This is a genomic window from Flavilitoribacter nigricans DSM 23189 = NBRC 102662, from assembly GCF_002646595.1.
GTDB lineage: Bacteria > Bacteroidota > Bacteroidia > Chitinophagales > Saprospiraceae > Flavilitoribacter > Flavilitoribacter nigricans.
This window is the reverse complement of sequence record NZ_PDUD01000001.1, coordinates 290,669-306,240: the sequence shown is the minus strand read 5'-3', so window position 1 is coordinate 306,240 and position 15,572 is coordinate 290,669. Positions and strand designations below refer to the sequence as shown.

The 15,572-nt window shown below is 52.0% G+C and carries 10 protein-coding genes; 7 read left to right on the top strand and 3 right to left on the bottom strand.

Translation table 11 applies throughout. The features are described from left to right. Positions 1-49: 49 nt before the first annotated feature. Together CRP01_RS01190 and CRP01_RS01185 are read right to left on the bottom strand one after the other, a co-directional pair. Positions 50-3,322 (bottom strand): amidohydrolase family protein, encoded by a 3,273-nt coding sequence (locus CRP01_RS01190; RefSeq protein ID WP_099148295.1) that lies wholly within the window; start codon positions 3,320-3,322, stop codon positions 50-52. Positions 3,323-3,563: 241 nt separating this feature from the next. Then, on the bottom strand, positions 3,564-7,679 hold the full coding sequence (locus CRP01_RS01185; RefSeq protein ID WP_170110169.1) for a PKD domain-containing protein: 4,116 nt from the start codon (positions 7,677-7,679) through the stop codon (positions 3,564-3,566). A 228-nt stretch (positions 7,680-7,907) separates the two neighbouring features. Between CRP01_RS01185 and CRP01_RS01180 the strand changes: the two genes are divergently transcribed. Then, positions 7,908-8,717, top strand: a complete 810-nt coding sequence (locus tag CRP01_RS01180; protein WP_170110168.1) for a M43 family zinc metalloprotease — start codon at positions 7,908-7,910, stop codon at positions 8,715-8,717. A 93-nt stretch (positions 8,718-8,810) separates the two neighbouring features. On the opposite strand, the gene CRP01_RS01175 is transcribed toward CRP01_RS01180, so the two are convergent. Further along, the gene (locus CRP01_RS01175; protein ID WP_099148145.1) at positions 8,811-9,608 is read right to left on the bottom strand and encodes an SDR family oxidoreductase; all 798 of its coding nucleotides are present in this window, start codon (positions 9,606-9,608) and stop codon (positions 8,811-8,813) included. 67 nt (positions 9,609-9,675) lie between these two features. Between CRP01_RS01175 and CRP01_RS01170 the strand changes: the two genes are divergently transcribed. The 6 genes from CRP01_RS01170 to CRP01_RS01145 all read left to right on the top strand — a co-directional run bounded on the left by CRP01_RS01170 (position 9,676) and on the right by CRP01_RS01145 (position 15,447). Beyond that, positions 9,676-10,176, top strand: a complete 501-nt coding sequence (locus CRP01_RS01170) for a SixA phosphatase family protein (protein WP_099148144.1) — start codon at positions 9,676-9,678, stop codon at positions 10,174-10,176. 52 nt (positions 10,177-10,228) lie between these two features. After that, positions 10,229-10,597 carry a DUF4296 domain-containing protein gene (locus CRP01_RS01165; protein ID WP_099148143.1) on the top strand — a complete coding sequence of 123 codons (369 nt, stop codon included), beginning with the start codon at positions 10,229-10,231 and terminating at the stop codon, positions 10,595-10,597. A 221-nt stretch (positions 10,598-10,818) separates the two neighbouring features. Next, positions 10,819-11,505, top strand: a complete 687-nt coding sequence (locus CRP01_RS01160; RefSeq protein ID WP_099148142.1) for a response regulator transcription factor — start codon at positions 10,819-10,821, stop codon at positions 11,503-11,505. Between the two features lie 84 nt (positions 11,506-11,589). Beyond that, on the top strand, positions 11,590-12,636 hold the full coding sequence (locus CRP01_RS01155; RefSeq protein ID WP_099148294.1) for a sensor histidine kinase: 1,047 nt from the start codon (positions 11,590-11,592) through the stop codon (positions 12,634-12,636). A gap of 102 nt (positions 12,637-12,738) precedes the next feature. After that, positions 12,739-14,694, top strand: coding sequence for an ABC-F family ATP-binding cassette domain-containing protein (locus CRP01_RS01150; RefSeq protein ID WP_099148141.1), 1,956 nt, complete (start codon positions 12,739-12,741; stop codon positions 14,692-14,694). Between the two features lie 63 nt (positions 14,695-14,757). Then, the gene (locus tag CRP01_RS01145) at positions 14,758-15,447 is read left to right on the top strand and encodes a TapB family protein (protein WP_099148140.1); all 690 of its coding nucleotides are present in this window, start codon (positions 14,758-14,760) and stop codon (positions 15,445-15,447) included. The last annotated feature ends 125 nt before the right edge of the window (positions 15,448-15,572 follow it).

The following is a 15,572-nucleotide window of genomic DNA, read 5'->3' as shown; positions in this document are numbered from 1 at the left end:
TCTTTTTTAAGTCCTGAAAAAATTCAGCATGACTCATATTGCGACCTCCTTACCGGCGACAGCTACACTGCGATTCCGGTAGACCGAGCCCTTCACTGTACAGCAAGGGCCAGGCGTTGCCGCTTCCTTCCTGCTCGAAGAAGAAAGGCGCACGCGGCTGGTCATAATTGCCAATCTCATTCATGGTAGCCGAATCGTAAACCCGGCCGTTGATAATCGTATAGCGAACCTGTTCGGAATTGCGGATATCCTCCAGCGGATTGGCGTCCAGAACGATGATATCGGCCAGTTTGCCGGTCTCGATGGAACCGATCTGATGATCCATGCCCAGGTAGCGGGCGCCATTGATGGTGGCGCAACGCAGCGCATCGTGGTTGCTCATGCCGCCCTGTTGCAGCATCCAGAGTTCCCAGTGGGCTCCGAGCCCCTGCAATTGTCCATGCGCTCCCAGGTTGATCTTCACTCCGGCATCCGACAGTTTTTTGAGAGAACGGGAAGTCAGGATATGTCCGTTATCGTATTCTTCTTCGGGGATCATGGTCCGGTGGCGGGCCCGGCTGTCGATAATGCTGCGGGGAGTAAAGCTCAGTAGACGCTCTTTTTCCCAGACATTCGTATGCTGGTACCAATAGTATTCACCGCTTACTCCGGCGTAATTGACGATCAACGTCGGCGTATTGTGCGTTTCGGTTTCGGACCAGAATTCGATCACATCCTTGTACAGTGGAGCCACCGGAATATTGTGTTCCACCCCGGTATGGCCGTCGGCCACCATGCTCATATTGTGGAAGAAGGTTGAACCACCTTCCGGAACGACGATAATTCCCAGTTCCTTGGCGGCCTGCATGACCTGCTGGCGTTGTTCGCGGCGGGGCTGATTGTAGCTTTTAACGCTGAAGGCACCGTAGGCTTTGGTTCGCCGGATCGCCGAGCGGGCATCGTCCAGACTGTTGATCACCGCTTTGAAATCCCCGTCGGCGCCGTACAGGATCACCCCGGTAGAGAACAGACGGGGCCCGACCGTTTCACCGGATTTGATCATTTCGCTGTGACTGAAGATCATTTCCGAGTTGGAGGAAGGGTCGTGGGAGGTAGTGACGCCGTAAGCCAGGTTGGCGTAATAATACCAGTTCTGTTGCGGACTGAGGCCATAACGGAAATCGCCAACGTGCGCGTGGGCATCCACAATACCCGGCATGATGGTTTTGCCGCGGCAGTCGATGACTTTCGCACCGGCGGGAACCCGTACGCGCCGGCCCACGGCTTTTATAGTGTTGCCTTCGATCAGCACGGTGCCATTGTCGATCACTTCGTCGCCGTTCATGGTGATGATCCGGGCGTTAGTGAGCGCTACCTGCCCCTCGGGACGGTCGGCCGTGGCCATGAGCTCGATCTTCAGGCCCGTCGTATCCAGCGGCGGTATACTGTCCACGGAGCCTTCCAGGAATTTAAAACGCTCGGTCAGATTATCCGAGAAGTATTCATTGCCGAGGGTCCAGTGGAGCTTTTTACTGTCCGTCGACCAGTGCAGGTTGATACCGGCATCCCGGGCGACCTGAGCCACGGGAACGGCCTTGGTGCCGGCCGAAAGGCCAATACTCTGTCCCGTTCGGGGAAAGGGTGCGATGTAGACCTTGTACAGTTCCGACCAGGCGATCCACTGGTTATCCGGGCTCAGGGAAAAACGCTGGGCGTATTTTCCGTCGAGATGCTTTCGGTGATCATTGCCGTCCAGGTCTATGGAATGAAAGCTCTTGGTGATGCTGCCGAATAAGAAACCGCCGGTCTGGTAATAGATCCGTTTGCCATCCGCGCTGAATACCGGATATTCTCCCTGGGGGTGAACAAAGGTTATGGAATCGGTACCAAGTTCGGTCCGGTAGATCCCCGACTTTTCGGTAAAGGTATACCCCTGGTGGCCGTTGCCACCATCCTTGCGAAATACCAGATGTTTGCCGTCGGCGGAAAAAGAAGGCGTCCGGAAGATGCCTTTTTCCCGGGTGATCTTTTCCTTGCGGCCACTGCTGAGATCCAGCAGCCAGACCACTCCTTTTTCCTGATCATTCCAGCTCACATACGCGAGTGAACCGCCGTCCGGAGAAAAGCTGGGTTCGAATTCAAAGTCGCTATCCTCGGTGATCCGCTCGGGCGAGCCGTCGGGCAAGTCCATGCGCCAGAGATGACCCAGGGCGGAAAATACCAGGGATGATCCGTCCGGCGCAGTAATGGCGTGCCGGATCACCTTAACTTCGAATGCTTCGCTGAACGCGTCATTTTTAAAGCGGACCGTCTCCGCTACTTGGGTATTGATCTCCGCCTGAAAGGGAATGTTAGTCGCTTCTCCCGAGCCGGCATCCACTTTCCAGATCTTACCTTCCCCCCAGATCACCAGATGCTTATCATCGGGTGTCCAGTCAAAACCGGTATAGGCGCCGAAGATGGCCCAGGCTTCCTGCTGGTCTTTACTCAGGCCTTTGAACAGGGGATAGGCCTGTCCGGTTTCCAGATCCTCAACGAAGAGGATGGTCTCGGTGCGTACCCGTTTTACGTAGGCCAGTCTTTTCCCGTCGTGGGATATCTGGGGGCGGCACGCGCCACCCGCTCCCGTCACCACGTTCCGGACCTCGCCTTTCTCCCGGTCGTAGCGCTTGATCACGTAGATCTGACTATTCGGATCCTTATTGTACTGGAAAGAACCGCCCGGATACATGTCCTCACTGAAATACACGTAGCGTCCGTCGGAGGATACGCTGGGCTCGTTAACGTCCTGCTGATCATTTTTCCGTTCGGTCAACTGGATACCATCCCCACCGGTAATGTGGTACATCCAGATCTCACCGGCTCCCAGGCTGCGGGAGGAAGTGAAGTGTTTACGGGCTACAAAATATTGGCCGTCCGGCATCCAGGCCGGATTATTCAGCAGCCGGAAATTCTCTTTGGTGATCTGTTTGGCATTTTCCCCGTCGGCGTCCATGACCCAGATATTATCCCCGCCACCGGCATCGCTGGTGAACAGGATCCGGTTGCCGTCCGGACTGAAGCGCGGTTGTACTTCGTAGGCGAGGCCGGTGCGCAGGGCTTTGGCCGTGCCGCCGGTGATGGGCATGCTGTAGATATCTCCCAGCAGATCGAAAACAATGGTCTGGCCGTCCGGGCTGACGTCCAGGCTCATCCAGGTGCCTTCATCGGTGGTGAAGCTGATATCCTTGTGTTCAATGCTGCCCGGCGGATCATTGATGTCCCATTTGTTGTCTTTTTTTTGGGACCAGGCAGAGATAAGGATTAAGTTCCCGAGTAGGAATAGAAAGGTTCTTGTATTCATGAACATGTATTGGTCTTATTTTTGGATAGGCCAAGATAATTAAGAAGCGGTTGAAATTGTAGTAATAGGGCGGCGAATACGCCATTAACTATAATAGCCACCGCCAGAGATATCGGAGAGAAGAGACGTTTGATCGCCAATGCCCAGAGCTAAAACGAGCGAGGGCCCGCCAACTCCAATGAGTATAGCGGGCCCTCGTTCCCTGGTCAAGCGCGTACGTACGGTACGCTAAACCTGTCAATTATCGGATCAGCGTGAGATCTCCCCGTTTCTGGATCGGCTCTTCACACTGCGGTACTTCCAGTTCAATGAAATAAGTGTACACATCCGATGGCGCTGCGGTGCCGTCCACATCCCCGTTCCAGGATGGATTAGAAGCGCCGCCGCCGTCGTAAACTACCCGGCCCCAACGGTTGTAGATCTTGAAAGTGGAAATACTCAGATTGCTGCCCTCACGGGAATAGATCCGGAATTCATTATTCGTTTCATCACCGTTTGGCGTAAAGGCATTCGGTATCCGGAATGAATTTTCCGCCAGACTGATATTGAATTCGAAGCTGTTGTTGGTGTTACAGTTGGCTCCGTCGGTAACGCGCAGGGTGACCGTGGTCACCTCCGCATTCGGATCGGGAGTGACTACCGGACCCTGGGGGCTCCAGTTGAAAGTGAACAGTCCGTTCGGGTTATCGGGCTCGGGCAGAGTGACCGGCTCGTCATCACAAACTACAATGTTCTGTCCGGCAAAGTCAACGATCGGAATAACGTTGATCGTGCCGCTGTCTTCGCTGATACATCCCAGAGAGGAAGTAATGGTTACCGTGAAGGTGGTAGTTTCATTGATGACCGCTCTCGGGTTGGGAGAATTCGGGTTGATGATATTCTCCGCCGGTGACCAACTGTAAGTGGAACCCGGGCGCAGATCCCCGGCGCTGAGCGTGATCGTATCGCCGGCACAGGCAATACCGTCGGCTACTTCAACCGGCGCACCGCCAATGAATAAGGTTTGCGGATCCGGATTGAAAACGCAGCCGTTGTCATCCCGCAATTCCAGCGAAACGGTCCGGGTACCGGTAGTCGGTACGTTGTTGAATACGTGCACGACCGGAGATTCGTTTTGGGCGGATGATCCGTCTCCGAAAGTAAATTCCCAACTGGAAACACTCATGGTGTCTACCAGTTCAAAGGTTACTTCATCGCCAACGCAGAAGGCAGTAGGAGAGAAGGTGAAATCACCGGTCGGTCCTACTACGTTAAAGTTGCCGTTTGCGGAGGCCGCACAACCGAAGGTGGTCGCCACATTCAGATTATAGCTGACCGGGCCGCGTTCGTTGAACGTCATCTGCGGATCTTCCGCCGTTGAGCTCTGACCGTCGTCGAAAGTCCAGTTGAACGTCAGCACCTGGTTGTTGGCATTATCGTACAGGAAGGGGACCGGCGTATTGATACAGATATTTTGCGGATCCATGGCATCGATCACTACGGACGGTACGGGGTAATCCTGTACCTGTACCAGAGCGGTGGTCTGCCCGGCACATCCCGTGGCGATCTCTACGAAGTTCAGTACTACCGGATAAGTGCCACCGGCATCGTAGGTCGCTTCGGTATTCTGGCTGGTAGCCGTCTGACCGTTACCGAGATCCCAGCTGAAACTCAGATTGGAGCCTTCCTGGGTAAAGTCGGAAGCGGAGAGATCGATCATATCACCGGCACAGATCGTCAGGTCCGAAGCGGTAATGGTACTCTGCGGTTGGTAGACGCTGATGGTCTGGCTGGCTTCCGCGGTACATCCCAGTTCGTCTTCAATCGAGAGGGTAACCGATATGCCTTCCCCGGGAGGTACACCGGCCAGGTTCGTATAAGTATAAGATGGATTCGGGCCGGAAGCCATTCCGACACCGTCGCCAAACATCCATTCCCATTTGGTGATGGTTGTATCGGCGGAACTTTCGTCCGTAAAGTTGATCGTTCCCGGGATACAGATCCGGGAATCATCCAGGGCAAAATTGGCCTGAATGTCGTAGATCTGGGTCATGACCGTAGCGGTATCCTTACATCCGTTCACATCTTCTACCTCCAGCATGACCGTTTCCATACCCGGATTGCTGAAAGAGAATTCGATGGAAGAATCCTGCGTAGTGATCGGGCGGCCCGAGAGTTCAAAGTACCAGGTATATCCTTTCCAGCACTCGGCATTTACGTCCACAGATTCGGAACCGTCCAGGTCGACCTGGGAGCCGATACAGATCATCGGGTCCAGCTCAAACTGAGCGACCGGCATCCGTACGCAAACCAGGGCGGAGTCCACGGAGGCCGCACAACCCGTACCGGCATTCTCGGCGGTCAGTTTCACCCAGTAATCACCGGTCTCGGCGTAAGTATGTTCTACTTCCGCGCCCGTGCCGGTGGTACCGTCTCCGAAGTCCCAGCTGACGTTCGTGGCGTTGAAGCTGGAATCGCGGAAAGTATATACCAGGGGTGCCTCACAGTCCATTTCGTAGTAGAGATTGGCAATGGGGCCCTGCACATTGATGAAATTCTGTTTGGTCACATCGCTGTAACAGCCGTTGTATTCTACCGTCAGGGTCACGTCCATTTCCTTGGCTTCGGTAATGAAAGACCAGGTCAGGTTCGGTTCGTTGTAGCAGTGCGAGGACCGGCCGTCGTCGGTATCGAAGTGCCAGGCATCGATGCGGTCATCCTGGGTAGTGGTTGTTAGGGTAACTTCCTCACCCGGACAAACATCCTGCTTATCTACCGTGAAATCGGCAGTGATCGGTTCACCAACGTCGATGCGCACGGCGTAGGAAGTATCCGTACAGCCGGTAGCGTCTTCGATCACCAGCAGTACATCGTACTCGCCGGCATCGGTAAACGTATAGGAATGGTCATCATCGTTATTGAAAGTGGCGGTCTGGCCGTCACCGTATATATAGGTGTAGGAAACGATATCGGTATAAGCGGCGCTGGAATCCGAGAAGGTCACGGTCAGCGGCGCGCAGCCGTTGTCGACATCCGGCATGAAGAGCGCATAAGCCTGGAAGACCGTATCCGTCCGGGAAAATGTAGTCGTACAGCCCGCGGAGGTGGTCAGCATCAGTTCCGTCCGGATCTCGCGTACACCCGTTTCGGCGTAAACATTGGTATCTACCGGCACCATGTAGGTGGGCATAGCTTCCGTCGAAGTGGTGGAATCACTGAATAACCAGGAATAAGTGGCGTTCTCATCAATGATCGCCGGAGTATAGGTAAATTCAAAAGGTTCACTGCAGAGGAAGGTCGGATCGGAAGTAAAGGATCCGTCAACATCCTGAACAAAAGTCGTTTTGGTTATTTCACTGGTACATTGTCCGTCCAGAGAAGTAACTACCAGGCGAACATCAGTGTCTCCTGCTTCTCCGAAACTTACTTCCGGTTCCGCATCCGTAGAAACGGTCGGAGATGCGTCCGGACCGAAGGTCCACACGTACGAGCCGTTGGTGGAGTTGTTCACCAGCTGTACGGGCTGATCCAGGCAAACGGTATCGGGAATGGTGAAATCAGCAACCGGGTTGCCAACCGTAACGATCTGGGTGGCGCTTCCGGCACAACCGTTCTCATCCGTCACCGTCATCAGCACTTCGTATTCCCCGTCTTCGGTGTAGGTAACGGCGGGTGGGCTGATCGCTCCGGAGGCCTCACCGTTGCCGAAATCCCAGTCGAACATCAGGCCTTCGCCTTCCGTCTGGTTGATGAAATTGACGGTCAGGGGCGCTTCGCAGCTGGTAGCCGGCGAGGGATCGGTGGTAAAAGCGGCATTGACACTGGATACATTTATAAAGCCGGGCTCAGTAGTAGCTACACTACAGTTGGTCAGATCGGAAACGATCTGCAAACCGACATTATAACTACCGGCCACGCCGTAGGTATGATTGGGATTTTCGGTCTGATCGGACTGCCCGTCACCAAAGGTCCAGTTGTAGCTGACCCCGGCATCCAGGATCGCCTGATCGATAGTAGAGTTGTTGGTGAACTGAACGGGCAGCGGCGCACAACCGCCGGTGGGATCGCCGGCAAAATCGAGCACCGGTTTCGCATACACCGTAATCGTGACGGTGCCGATGGGCGGCAGGCCGACACCCAGGCCGAATTCAACTACGTAGACACCGGGTTCCTGGAAAGTCTCGCTGGGATTTGCGTTGCTGGAGTTGTTTCCATTTTTGAAGTCCCAGAAAAAGGCGTCCAGTCCGGTTGGTGCGGAAAACTGTACCAGCAAGGGGGCACATCCTTCCGTGATCGTAGCGGATTGGGCAGCGGTGTTTGCGATAGTTCCTATCAGAAGAGCAGCAGTAAATACGGAATAGAGCGTATATTTCATCATGTAAATGGGATTAGGCCAGGATGGTATCCGTTTTCGATTCATAATCATGTTTTGTGTTCTACCGACTTTTGTCTTTGGCATTTTGCAAAGAAAATGTAAAAACCATAAGTTTGCAAATACCTAAAAGCAAGCTACACGCCAAAGTTATAATTTTGTTGCGATCCTAATACCTTATTTGGTTTTTATTGATTTACTTTGAGTTTTTCTAAACCGCTCATGACCATTTCTATGAAGAAAATTATTGTCATTCTTGGGTTTCTTGGTTTCACCACTTTGGCCTGGAGCCAGCAATATACGACCAAACAGGCTACTTTACCCTGTGTAAATAAAGACTTTAACCTGGTTGCCCACATTTTACGGGATTCCATGGGAGAAACCAACATCCTGGAGTCTGATATCGAAGCTGCAGTTGATTCCCTGAATAAATACTACGCACCGATCTGTATGTCTTTCACCCTGTGTGAAGTATCCATTATCGATAATTTTCAGTACGACGATACGGAAAATGAAAATGAGTGGACGGAATTGAAAGTTAAACACCTGCAGGATAACCGCATCAATGTATTCTTCGTCAATACCATCGACTGGGACGAAGACATGGAATGCGGCTATACGGATCAGGGAGCGATCACCATGACCGACAGTGGCGGTGCCATTCTGATGAAGAAGGACTGCACCATCAACGAACCCAAATCACTGATCCACGAAATGGGGCATTTCTTCGGTCTGTACCACACCTTTGAAACCGAATTCGGCGAAGAGACCGTGAACGGCGATAACTGTGAAGAAGCCGGTGACCTCGTTTGCGATACGCCGGCGGATCCTTACGAGATCGGTATGCCGGTGGAAAATTACGTTGATGTGGAGCAGGGCTGCCGTTTCATCGATGCGTCTTCGGATGCCAACGGGCAGATCTACATTCCCCACGTCGGCAACTTCATGTCCTACTACCAGGATACCTGCCGCTGCGGCTTTACTTACGGACAGTACCAGCGGATGATTGGTCAGTACGAACTGGCTCCGGTAAAATACTGGTAGCCCGGGAAAACACCCAACAAAAAAGGTGTACGGACGGAAAAGCAAATATTTCAATTGCCCGCCTGTACACCTTTTTTTATAGTATAATTACTTTTAGGACAGCCTTACCTTACGCACCATCCTGGCGACAAAGCCCGGGAAGAACCGTTTGAAATAGATCGAATAGATCTCTTTTCCCCCGATGGCGGCTTCCCGTTTGCCGGACCGTATGGCGTCCAGCGCCTTTTTGGCAAAGACCGCGGGGTCCAGACCGTTCTTATTGGCTTCCGAAACGGAGTTATTCTTGGTGCCGTCTCCCTTCAACGCATTTATTGTGGCGTTGGACTGAACATATCCGGGGATGAGAATGGTTACTTTAACCGGAACATCGGAGGCTTCCAACTCCGCCCGCAGGGCATCGAAATAGCCGTGCAAAGCGTGTTTGGAAGCAGCATACCCGGAACGCCAGGGAACACCCATTTTGCCCATAACACTGCTGATGACTACGATATGCCCGAATTGCTGCCGGATAAATGCCGGAAGTACGGCTTTGGTAACGGCAACGGTACCGAGGTAATTAACCTCCATGATCTTTTTATCAACCGAAAAATCGGTGTCCTTGATCAGCGCCCGCTGGGAAATACCGGCGCTGTTGATCAGTACATTGATGAAACCGAAGCGGTCCAGAACACTTTGCGCTTTTTCCGGAATGGAATCAAAATCCGCAACATCCATCGGCAGGATCATGATCTCTGTTTCCTCGTTGCAGTTTTGTTTGACGCGTTCCAATTCTTTTTTATTACGACTCGATATGACTAATTTAGCTCCTTCGGCTGCAAAGGCGTAAGCTAAATGTTCCCCAATACCAGACGATGCTCCAGTTATCCAAACTACCTTATTATTGAAACTCATAATCGATTTTCGATGGTGGAGAGCAAAGGTCGGGATTAAAATCGGTTACTAAAAACAATTTTGGAGTATGAAGATGCTATATTTAATCAGGCATGCCAAAAGTAGCTGGGACTATCCCGAATTAAAAGACTTCGATCGGCCCCTGGCTTCCCGGGGGCTGCGGGACGCTCCCTTCATGGCCCAGATGGTTCGGGATGAGGGCATTATTCCCGATAAACTGGTGAGCAGCCCGGCCAAACGCGCCTATTCTACTGCCGTATTCTTCGCCCAGGCTCAGGGCATCAACCCGGAGGACATCGTGCAAAACGTCAATATCTACCACGCTTACGCCGAAGATATTCTTCGTCTGGCCCGGGATTGGCCGGATGACTGGAATACCGTATTTTTGTTCGGTCATAATCCGACATTTACCAGCGTCGCCAACTATTTTGCCGATGAATACATCGATAATGTACCGACCTGTGGAGTTGTCGCCCTGGCCCTCAAGACCAATAAATGGAGTGGCCTGAAAAAGGGAGAGGGAACCGTTCAGGAATTCTGGTTCCCCAAGCAGTTTAAAAAGCGGTAACGGGGGGAGCAGGGAACATGCCGGAATTTTGCAAGATCATTTAACTACCATCATGAGCACTACGCGCTTGATTAAGCAATTGTTACCATCACTGCTACTGGCTGGTCTTATCCTGCTGATTTCCTGTGGGAAAGAGGAAGTTCCAATCCCTCTGACCGAGGAAAAACTGGTCGAGGTCCTCATCGATATGCACATGGCCGAATCGATGATCGAAAAGCTTCCCGTAGCGGACCGGGACACCGTGGGCAATGTCTACTACCGGATGATCTACCGGGAACACGGAGTGACCCAACAGGATTTCGACGAGTCGATGAACGTGCTACGGGAAGATCCCGAACGCCTGGATGCCATTTACGTTCAGATCATGGAAAGGCTGAATGTGTTGGAAGCCTCCGAACGCGGCGATGAAAATATGGAATGATCCTATGTCAACTCTGTATTAAATGGCCGCCCGTTACTTAACAATTATTTAATACCGAGGTGGCCAGCGGGGGTACGCATTCTGTTATTTTTGCCGAAATTGTTGTATTTTATACATTGGTGCTGTTCCCGAACGGGAGCGGTCCAATGTTGAGAAGTTTAACGGTCCGGTGATCCATATCTATAAAGGCTTTTGATCCGGACATTTTAATTCCATCGTCTATGGATTCCGTGAAAATTTTAGTCGTTGATGACGAGCCGGATATTCTGGAGTTTCTTGAATACAACCTCAATAAGGAGGGGTACCGGGTATTCACGGCTTCCAACGGTGAAGAGGGCGTGATGCTGGCGGAGAAAGAAAAACCGGATCTGATCATTCTGGACATCATGATGCCGAAAATGGACGGCGTTGAGGTGTGCCGGAACCTTCGATCCAAACCAATGTTCGACAAGACCCTGATCGCTTTTCTTACCGCCCGCGAAGAGGACTATTCGCAGATCGCGGCCCTGGAGGTCGGTGGCGATGATTACATTACCAAACCCATTCGTCCCCGAGTATTTATGAGCCGGGTCAAAGCGCTGTTGCGCCGCTCGGATCGTTCGGAAGAACAGGAAGTGGACGGAGATTCCGTACAGGTGGGAGATCTGATCATCGACCGGGAAAAAGTTACGGTACAAAAGGGTGAAGAGGTCATCGAACTGGCTAAAAAGGAATTTGAACTGATCAATTTGCTGATCTCCAAACCCGGAAAGGTATTTTCCCGGGAGGAGATCTTCAATAAAGTCTGGGGCACCGACGTTATCGTTGGGAACCGGACCATTGACGTCCATATTCGCAAACTGCGCGAAAAGATCGGCGATCACTACATTAAAACGATCAAAGGAATCGGTTATAAGTTTGAATTTTAAAGAGGTAGCTGGGTTCCGGTTTCCATTTTCAGCAATAACTGAAAAACGGCCGTTGTGGCCCGACGCCTTAATTGTATGTTTGGAATGATGAAAAATCCGACGCCACGGCAGATCGCCCTGGCGTCTGCCATATTACTTAGTGCCTACTCCCTGGTCTTTTATATCGGGGTGACCAATCTGGAATTCGTTTCCGGTTGGTTGGCTTGGATCCTGTTTCCGCTCACGATTCTGGGCCTCGCTTATCTGGTCAATCTTTACTATCTCAAAAAGTACATCTACCGTAAGGTAAAGCTCATCTACAAAACCATTCACCGGCACAAACGATCCCCGGATGAAAAGGCGCCGGGCATTGATGTAGATAACAATATCATTGAGGAAGTAGAAAAGGAAGTGAACGCCTGGGCGGCAATCCAGCAACAGGAACTCGACCGTTTCCGGGCCTGGGCCGATTACCGGCGTAAGTTTGTCGGGGATATTTCCCACGAATTGAAAACGCCCATTTTTACTATTCAGGGCTACCTGCATACCTTATTGGATGGCGGATTATACGACGACAAGGTCAATATGACTTTCCTCAAAAAAGCCGCCAAAAATGTCGACCGGCTGTATACCATCGTCGAGGACCTCAGCGCCATTGCCCGGCTGGAAGCGGGGAACCTGGTACTGGAAATGCAGGCTTTCGATATCAAGGAACTGACGGAAGAAATATTTGAAGATCTGGAGATCAAGGCCCGGGAAAAGGAGATCATCCTGGAATTCAAGGACGGGGCCTCCCAGAATTATAAGGTGCTGGCGGACCGGGAATACATCCGGCAGGTGCTGACTAATCTGATCCACAATTCCATCAAATACGGGAATAGCGGCGGCAAGACCAAGGTCGGTTTTTACGACATGGACAAAAATATGCTCATCGAAGTGGCCGATAACGGGATCGGCATCCCCAAGAACCATCTGTTACACGTTTTTGACCGTTTCTACCGGGTAGACAAAAGCCGGTCGCGGGCGCAGGGTGGTTCCGGACTGGGGCTTTCTATCGTTAAACACATCATCGAAGCTCACAAACAAACGATCAACGTGCGGAGTACGCCGGGCGTGGGATCCACTTTTGGTTTTACGCTGGAGAAGGCATGAATGAGCTTACCGGCGATAAGTTATTCTTCGATGGTCCCCGATCATCGATTTCACCAATTCTTTCCTATTTTTGCCGTTCTATTCATTTCAAGGAAATAATGCATGCTGACGCTAAGCGATATATCTCTAAAATACGGTGAACGTGTACTGTTCGACCACGTAAATCTGGTGATTGCAGAACGTGATAAAGTGGGACTGGTAGGCCGCAATGGTGCGGGGAAATCTACCCTGCTCAAGATCATTGCGAATACCATCAATCCCGATGAGGGCACGATCGCCCGACCATCTGCTTCTTCTCTGGGTTTTTTGCACCAGGAGATCGAACTGCCCCGCGGGCGTACCGTACTGGAAGAGACCATGACGGCCTTTGAGGAGATCCAGCGACTGGAAAGTCGGCTGGAAGAACTGACGGAAGAGATCGGTAACCGGACGGACTACGAGAGCAACGGTTACCACAAACTGCTGGAAGAACTCGACGCCGTCAACCACCGCCTGCACATTCTGGGTGGTTCTTCCGCCCAGGCCGATATCGAAAAGGTACTGAAGGGACTTGGTTTTAAGGACGGTGATATGAACCGCCAAACCACGGAGTTCAGCGGTGGCTGGCAAATGCGGGTCGAACTCGCGAAGATGCTGCTGAGCCAACCGGATTACCTGCTGCTGGATGAGCCTACAAACCACCTGGATATCGAATCGATCATCTGGCTGGAGAACTTCCTGCAGGATTATCCGGGCGCGATCATCGTGATCTCTCACGACCGTCAGTTCCTGGATACCATCACCAAACGAACGGTAGAGGTGGAACTCGGGCAGGTCTATGATTACAAGGCGCCGTACAGCAAATACGTGGAATTGCGCAAAGACCGCCGGGAAAAGCAAATGGCCGCCTACCAGAACCAGCAGCGCATGATCGCCCAGAAGGAAAAGACGATCAACCGCTTTATGGCGAAGGCCACCAAGACGAAGATGGCGCAGTCCATGCAAAAACAACTGGATAAGATCGAACGGATCGAGATCGAGGATGTGGATGCCGCTACGATGAATCTCCGGTTCCCACCCGCGCCGCGTTCCGGTCAGGTAGTGGTGGAAGCAAAAGATCTGACTAAAAAATACGGAGATCTGCTGGTTTTACAGGAAGTCGATCTAAGGCTGGACCGGGGAGACCGGGTCGCTTTTGTCGGTCAGAACGGTCAGGGAAAAACTACTTTGGCCAAGATCATTGTAGACGAACTGAAATATACCGGCGGAACGCTGGATCTGGGCTACAATGTGGAATTGGGCTATTACGCCCAGAATCAGTCGGATACCCTGGATTCCAAGCTGACCCTGTTGGAAACCATGGAAATGTACAGTCCCCCGGAAATGCGTACCAAGCTGCGCACCATCCTTGGTGCCTTCATGTTCAGCGGGGAAGATGTCGATAAAAAAGTATCGGTCCTATCCGGAGGAGAGCGGGCCCGTCTGGCGCTGGCTTGTCTGTTGCTGCGCCCCTTTAATTTACTGGTACTGGATGAACCTACGAACCACCTGGACATGCTGTCTAAAGATGTGCTCAAACAGGCGCTGAAAGAATACGACGGCACGATGATCGTGGTCTCCCACGACCGGGAATTTCTGAACGGACTGACCAATCGCGTCGTAGAGTTCCGGGATAAGCAACTGCACCACTATATCGGTGACGTAACGGCCTTCCTCGAAAAACGGGCGCTCGATAATATGCGGGATGTGGAGATCGGTAAAACCGTCCAGCCCTCGGCGAATACCAATGTCGTGAATACCCGGCAGGAGAACGCTCCGGTGCAGGAAGAACCCAAAAAGACCTTATCCCACGAAGAGCGCAAACGGCTGACCCGCGCGGTAAGCAATGCGGAAAAACGCATCAACCGGATCGAAGAGGAAATTGCAAAATTTGAGAAAAAGATGGCGGATCCCGCTTTTTACGATGGAGCGGACGTGGAGAAGATCACCATCGAATACGAACAAAAAAAATCGGACCTGACCAAGGCCATGGAGGAATGGGAAGAGGCAGCAATGGAACTGGAAATGGCCGGCGGATAAAAAATATGTAACGATTGGTCCTGAGCAGGGATAAAGCTTAAAAACCAAAATAAATTAGTAAACATGAATTTACGTTCCTTATTGACCTTTCTTGCCGTTAGCTGCGGCACCATTTTGTACGCTCAGGATTGTGGTACCTTTTACCAGTTTGTTGAAAATGCTTCCTACGAATACGGGCTTTACGATCACAAAGACAAGTCCCAGGGTCGGCAGATCATGCGCATTTCCGACGTGACGGAAACCGGCGGGGCAGTGACGGCCAAAGTCAATTCGAAATTTATCCCGGAGAAGAAAAACCAGGACACTTTCGAGGCTACTTCCGAAGTTTCCTGCGAAGACGGCACCCTGCACATGGATATCTCCATGAATATGACCCAGATGACCAGCCAGTTTTCTGAAATGGAAGTCAGCATGGAAGGCGATCCTTTGATGATCCCGTCCGCGCTGAAGGCCGGTCAGACCCTGCCCGACGCTACCACCAAGATCAAAACCGGTATGAACGGCATGAGCCTGATGACGGTTACCCTGTCCGTCACGGACCGGAAAGTTGAAGGCATGGAAACCATTACCACACCGGCGGGTACTTTCGAATGTTACAAGATCACGCAGACCACCAGCATGAAAACGATCATGTCCAAATCCTTTACCACGGAGGAATTTTACGCCGAAGGCGTGGGGCTGGTGCGGTCCAATACCTACAAGAAGAACGGTAAGCTGGAAAGCTACCAGGAATTGTTAAGCCTTGAGAAATAGGACTTGGAGACCTGGGAGATGGGGAGACTGGGAGATGGGATGAGTAGGAGATGGGGAGACAAGGTGACTGGGGGGATTTTCTCCCCGTCACCTCGTCTCCAAGTCACCCCGTCACGTCTCCTTGT

Bases quoted from the DNA above. Each gene is read 5' to 3' on its own strand.
- CRP01_RS01185 (WP_170110169.1), bottom strand. From the start codon at position 7,679: ATGATGAAATATACGCTCTATTCCGTATTTACTGCTGCTCTTCTGATA.
- CRP01_RS01160 (WP_099148142.1), top strand. From the start codon at position 10,819: ATGGATTCCGTGAAAATTTTAGTCGTTGATGACGAGCCGGATATTCTG.
- CRP01_RS01145 (WP_099148140.1), top strand. From the start codon at position 14,758: ATGAATTTACGTTCCTTATTGACCTTTCTTGCCGTTAGCTGCGGCACC.
- CRP01_RS01180 (WP_170110168.1), top strand. From the start codon at position 7,908: ATGAAGAAAATTATTGTCATTCTTGGGTTTCTTGGTTTCACCACTTTG.
- CRP01_RS01190 (WP_099148295.1), bottom strand. From the start codon at position 3,322: ATGAATACAAGAACCTTTCTATTCCTACTCGGGAACTTAATCCTTATC.
- CRP01_RS01165 (WP_099148143.1), top strand. From the start codon at position 10,229: ATGAGCACTACGCGCTTGATTAAGCAATTGTTACCATCACTGCTACTG.
- CRP01_RS01155 (WP_099148294.1), top strand. From the start codon at position 11,590: ATGATGAAAAATCCGACGCCACGGCAGATCGCCCTGGCGTCTGCCATA.
- CRP01_RS01175 (WP_099148145.1), bottom strand. From the start codon at position 9,608: ATGAGTTTCAATAATAAGGTAGTTTGGATAACTGGAGCATCGTCTGGT.
- CRP01_RS01150 (WP_099148141.1), top strand. From the start codon at position 12,739: ATGCTGACGCTAAGCGATATATCTCTAAAATACGGTGAACGTGTACTG.
- CRP01_RS01170 (WP_099148144.1), top strand. From the start codon at position 9,676: ATGAAGATGCTATATTTAATCAGGCATGCCAAAAGTAGCTGGGACTAT.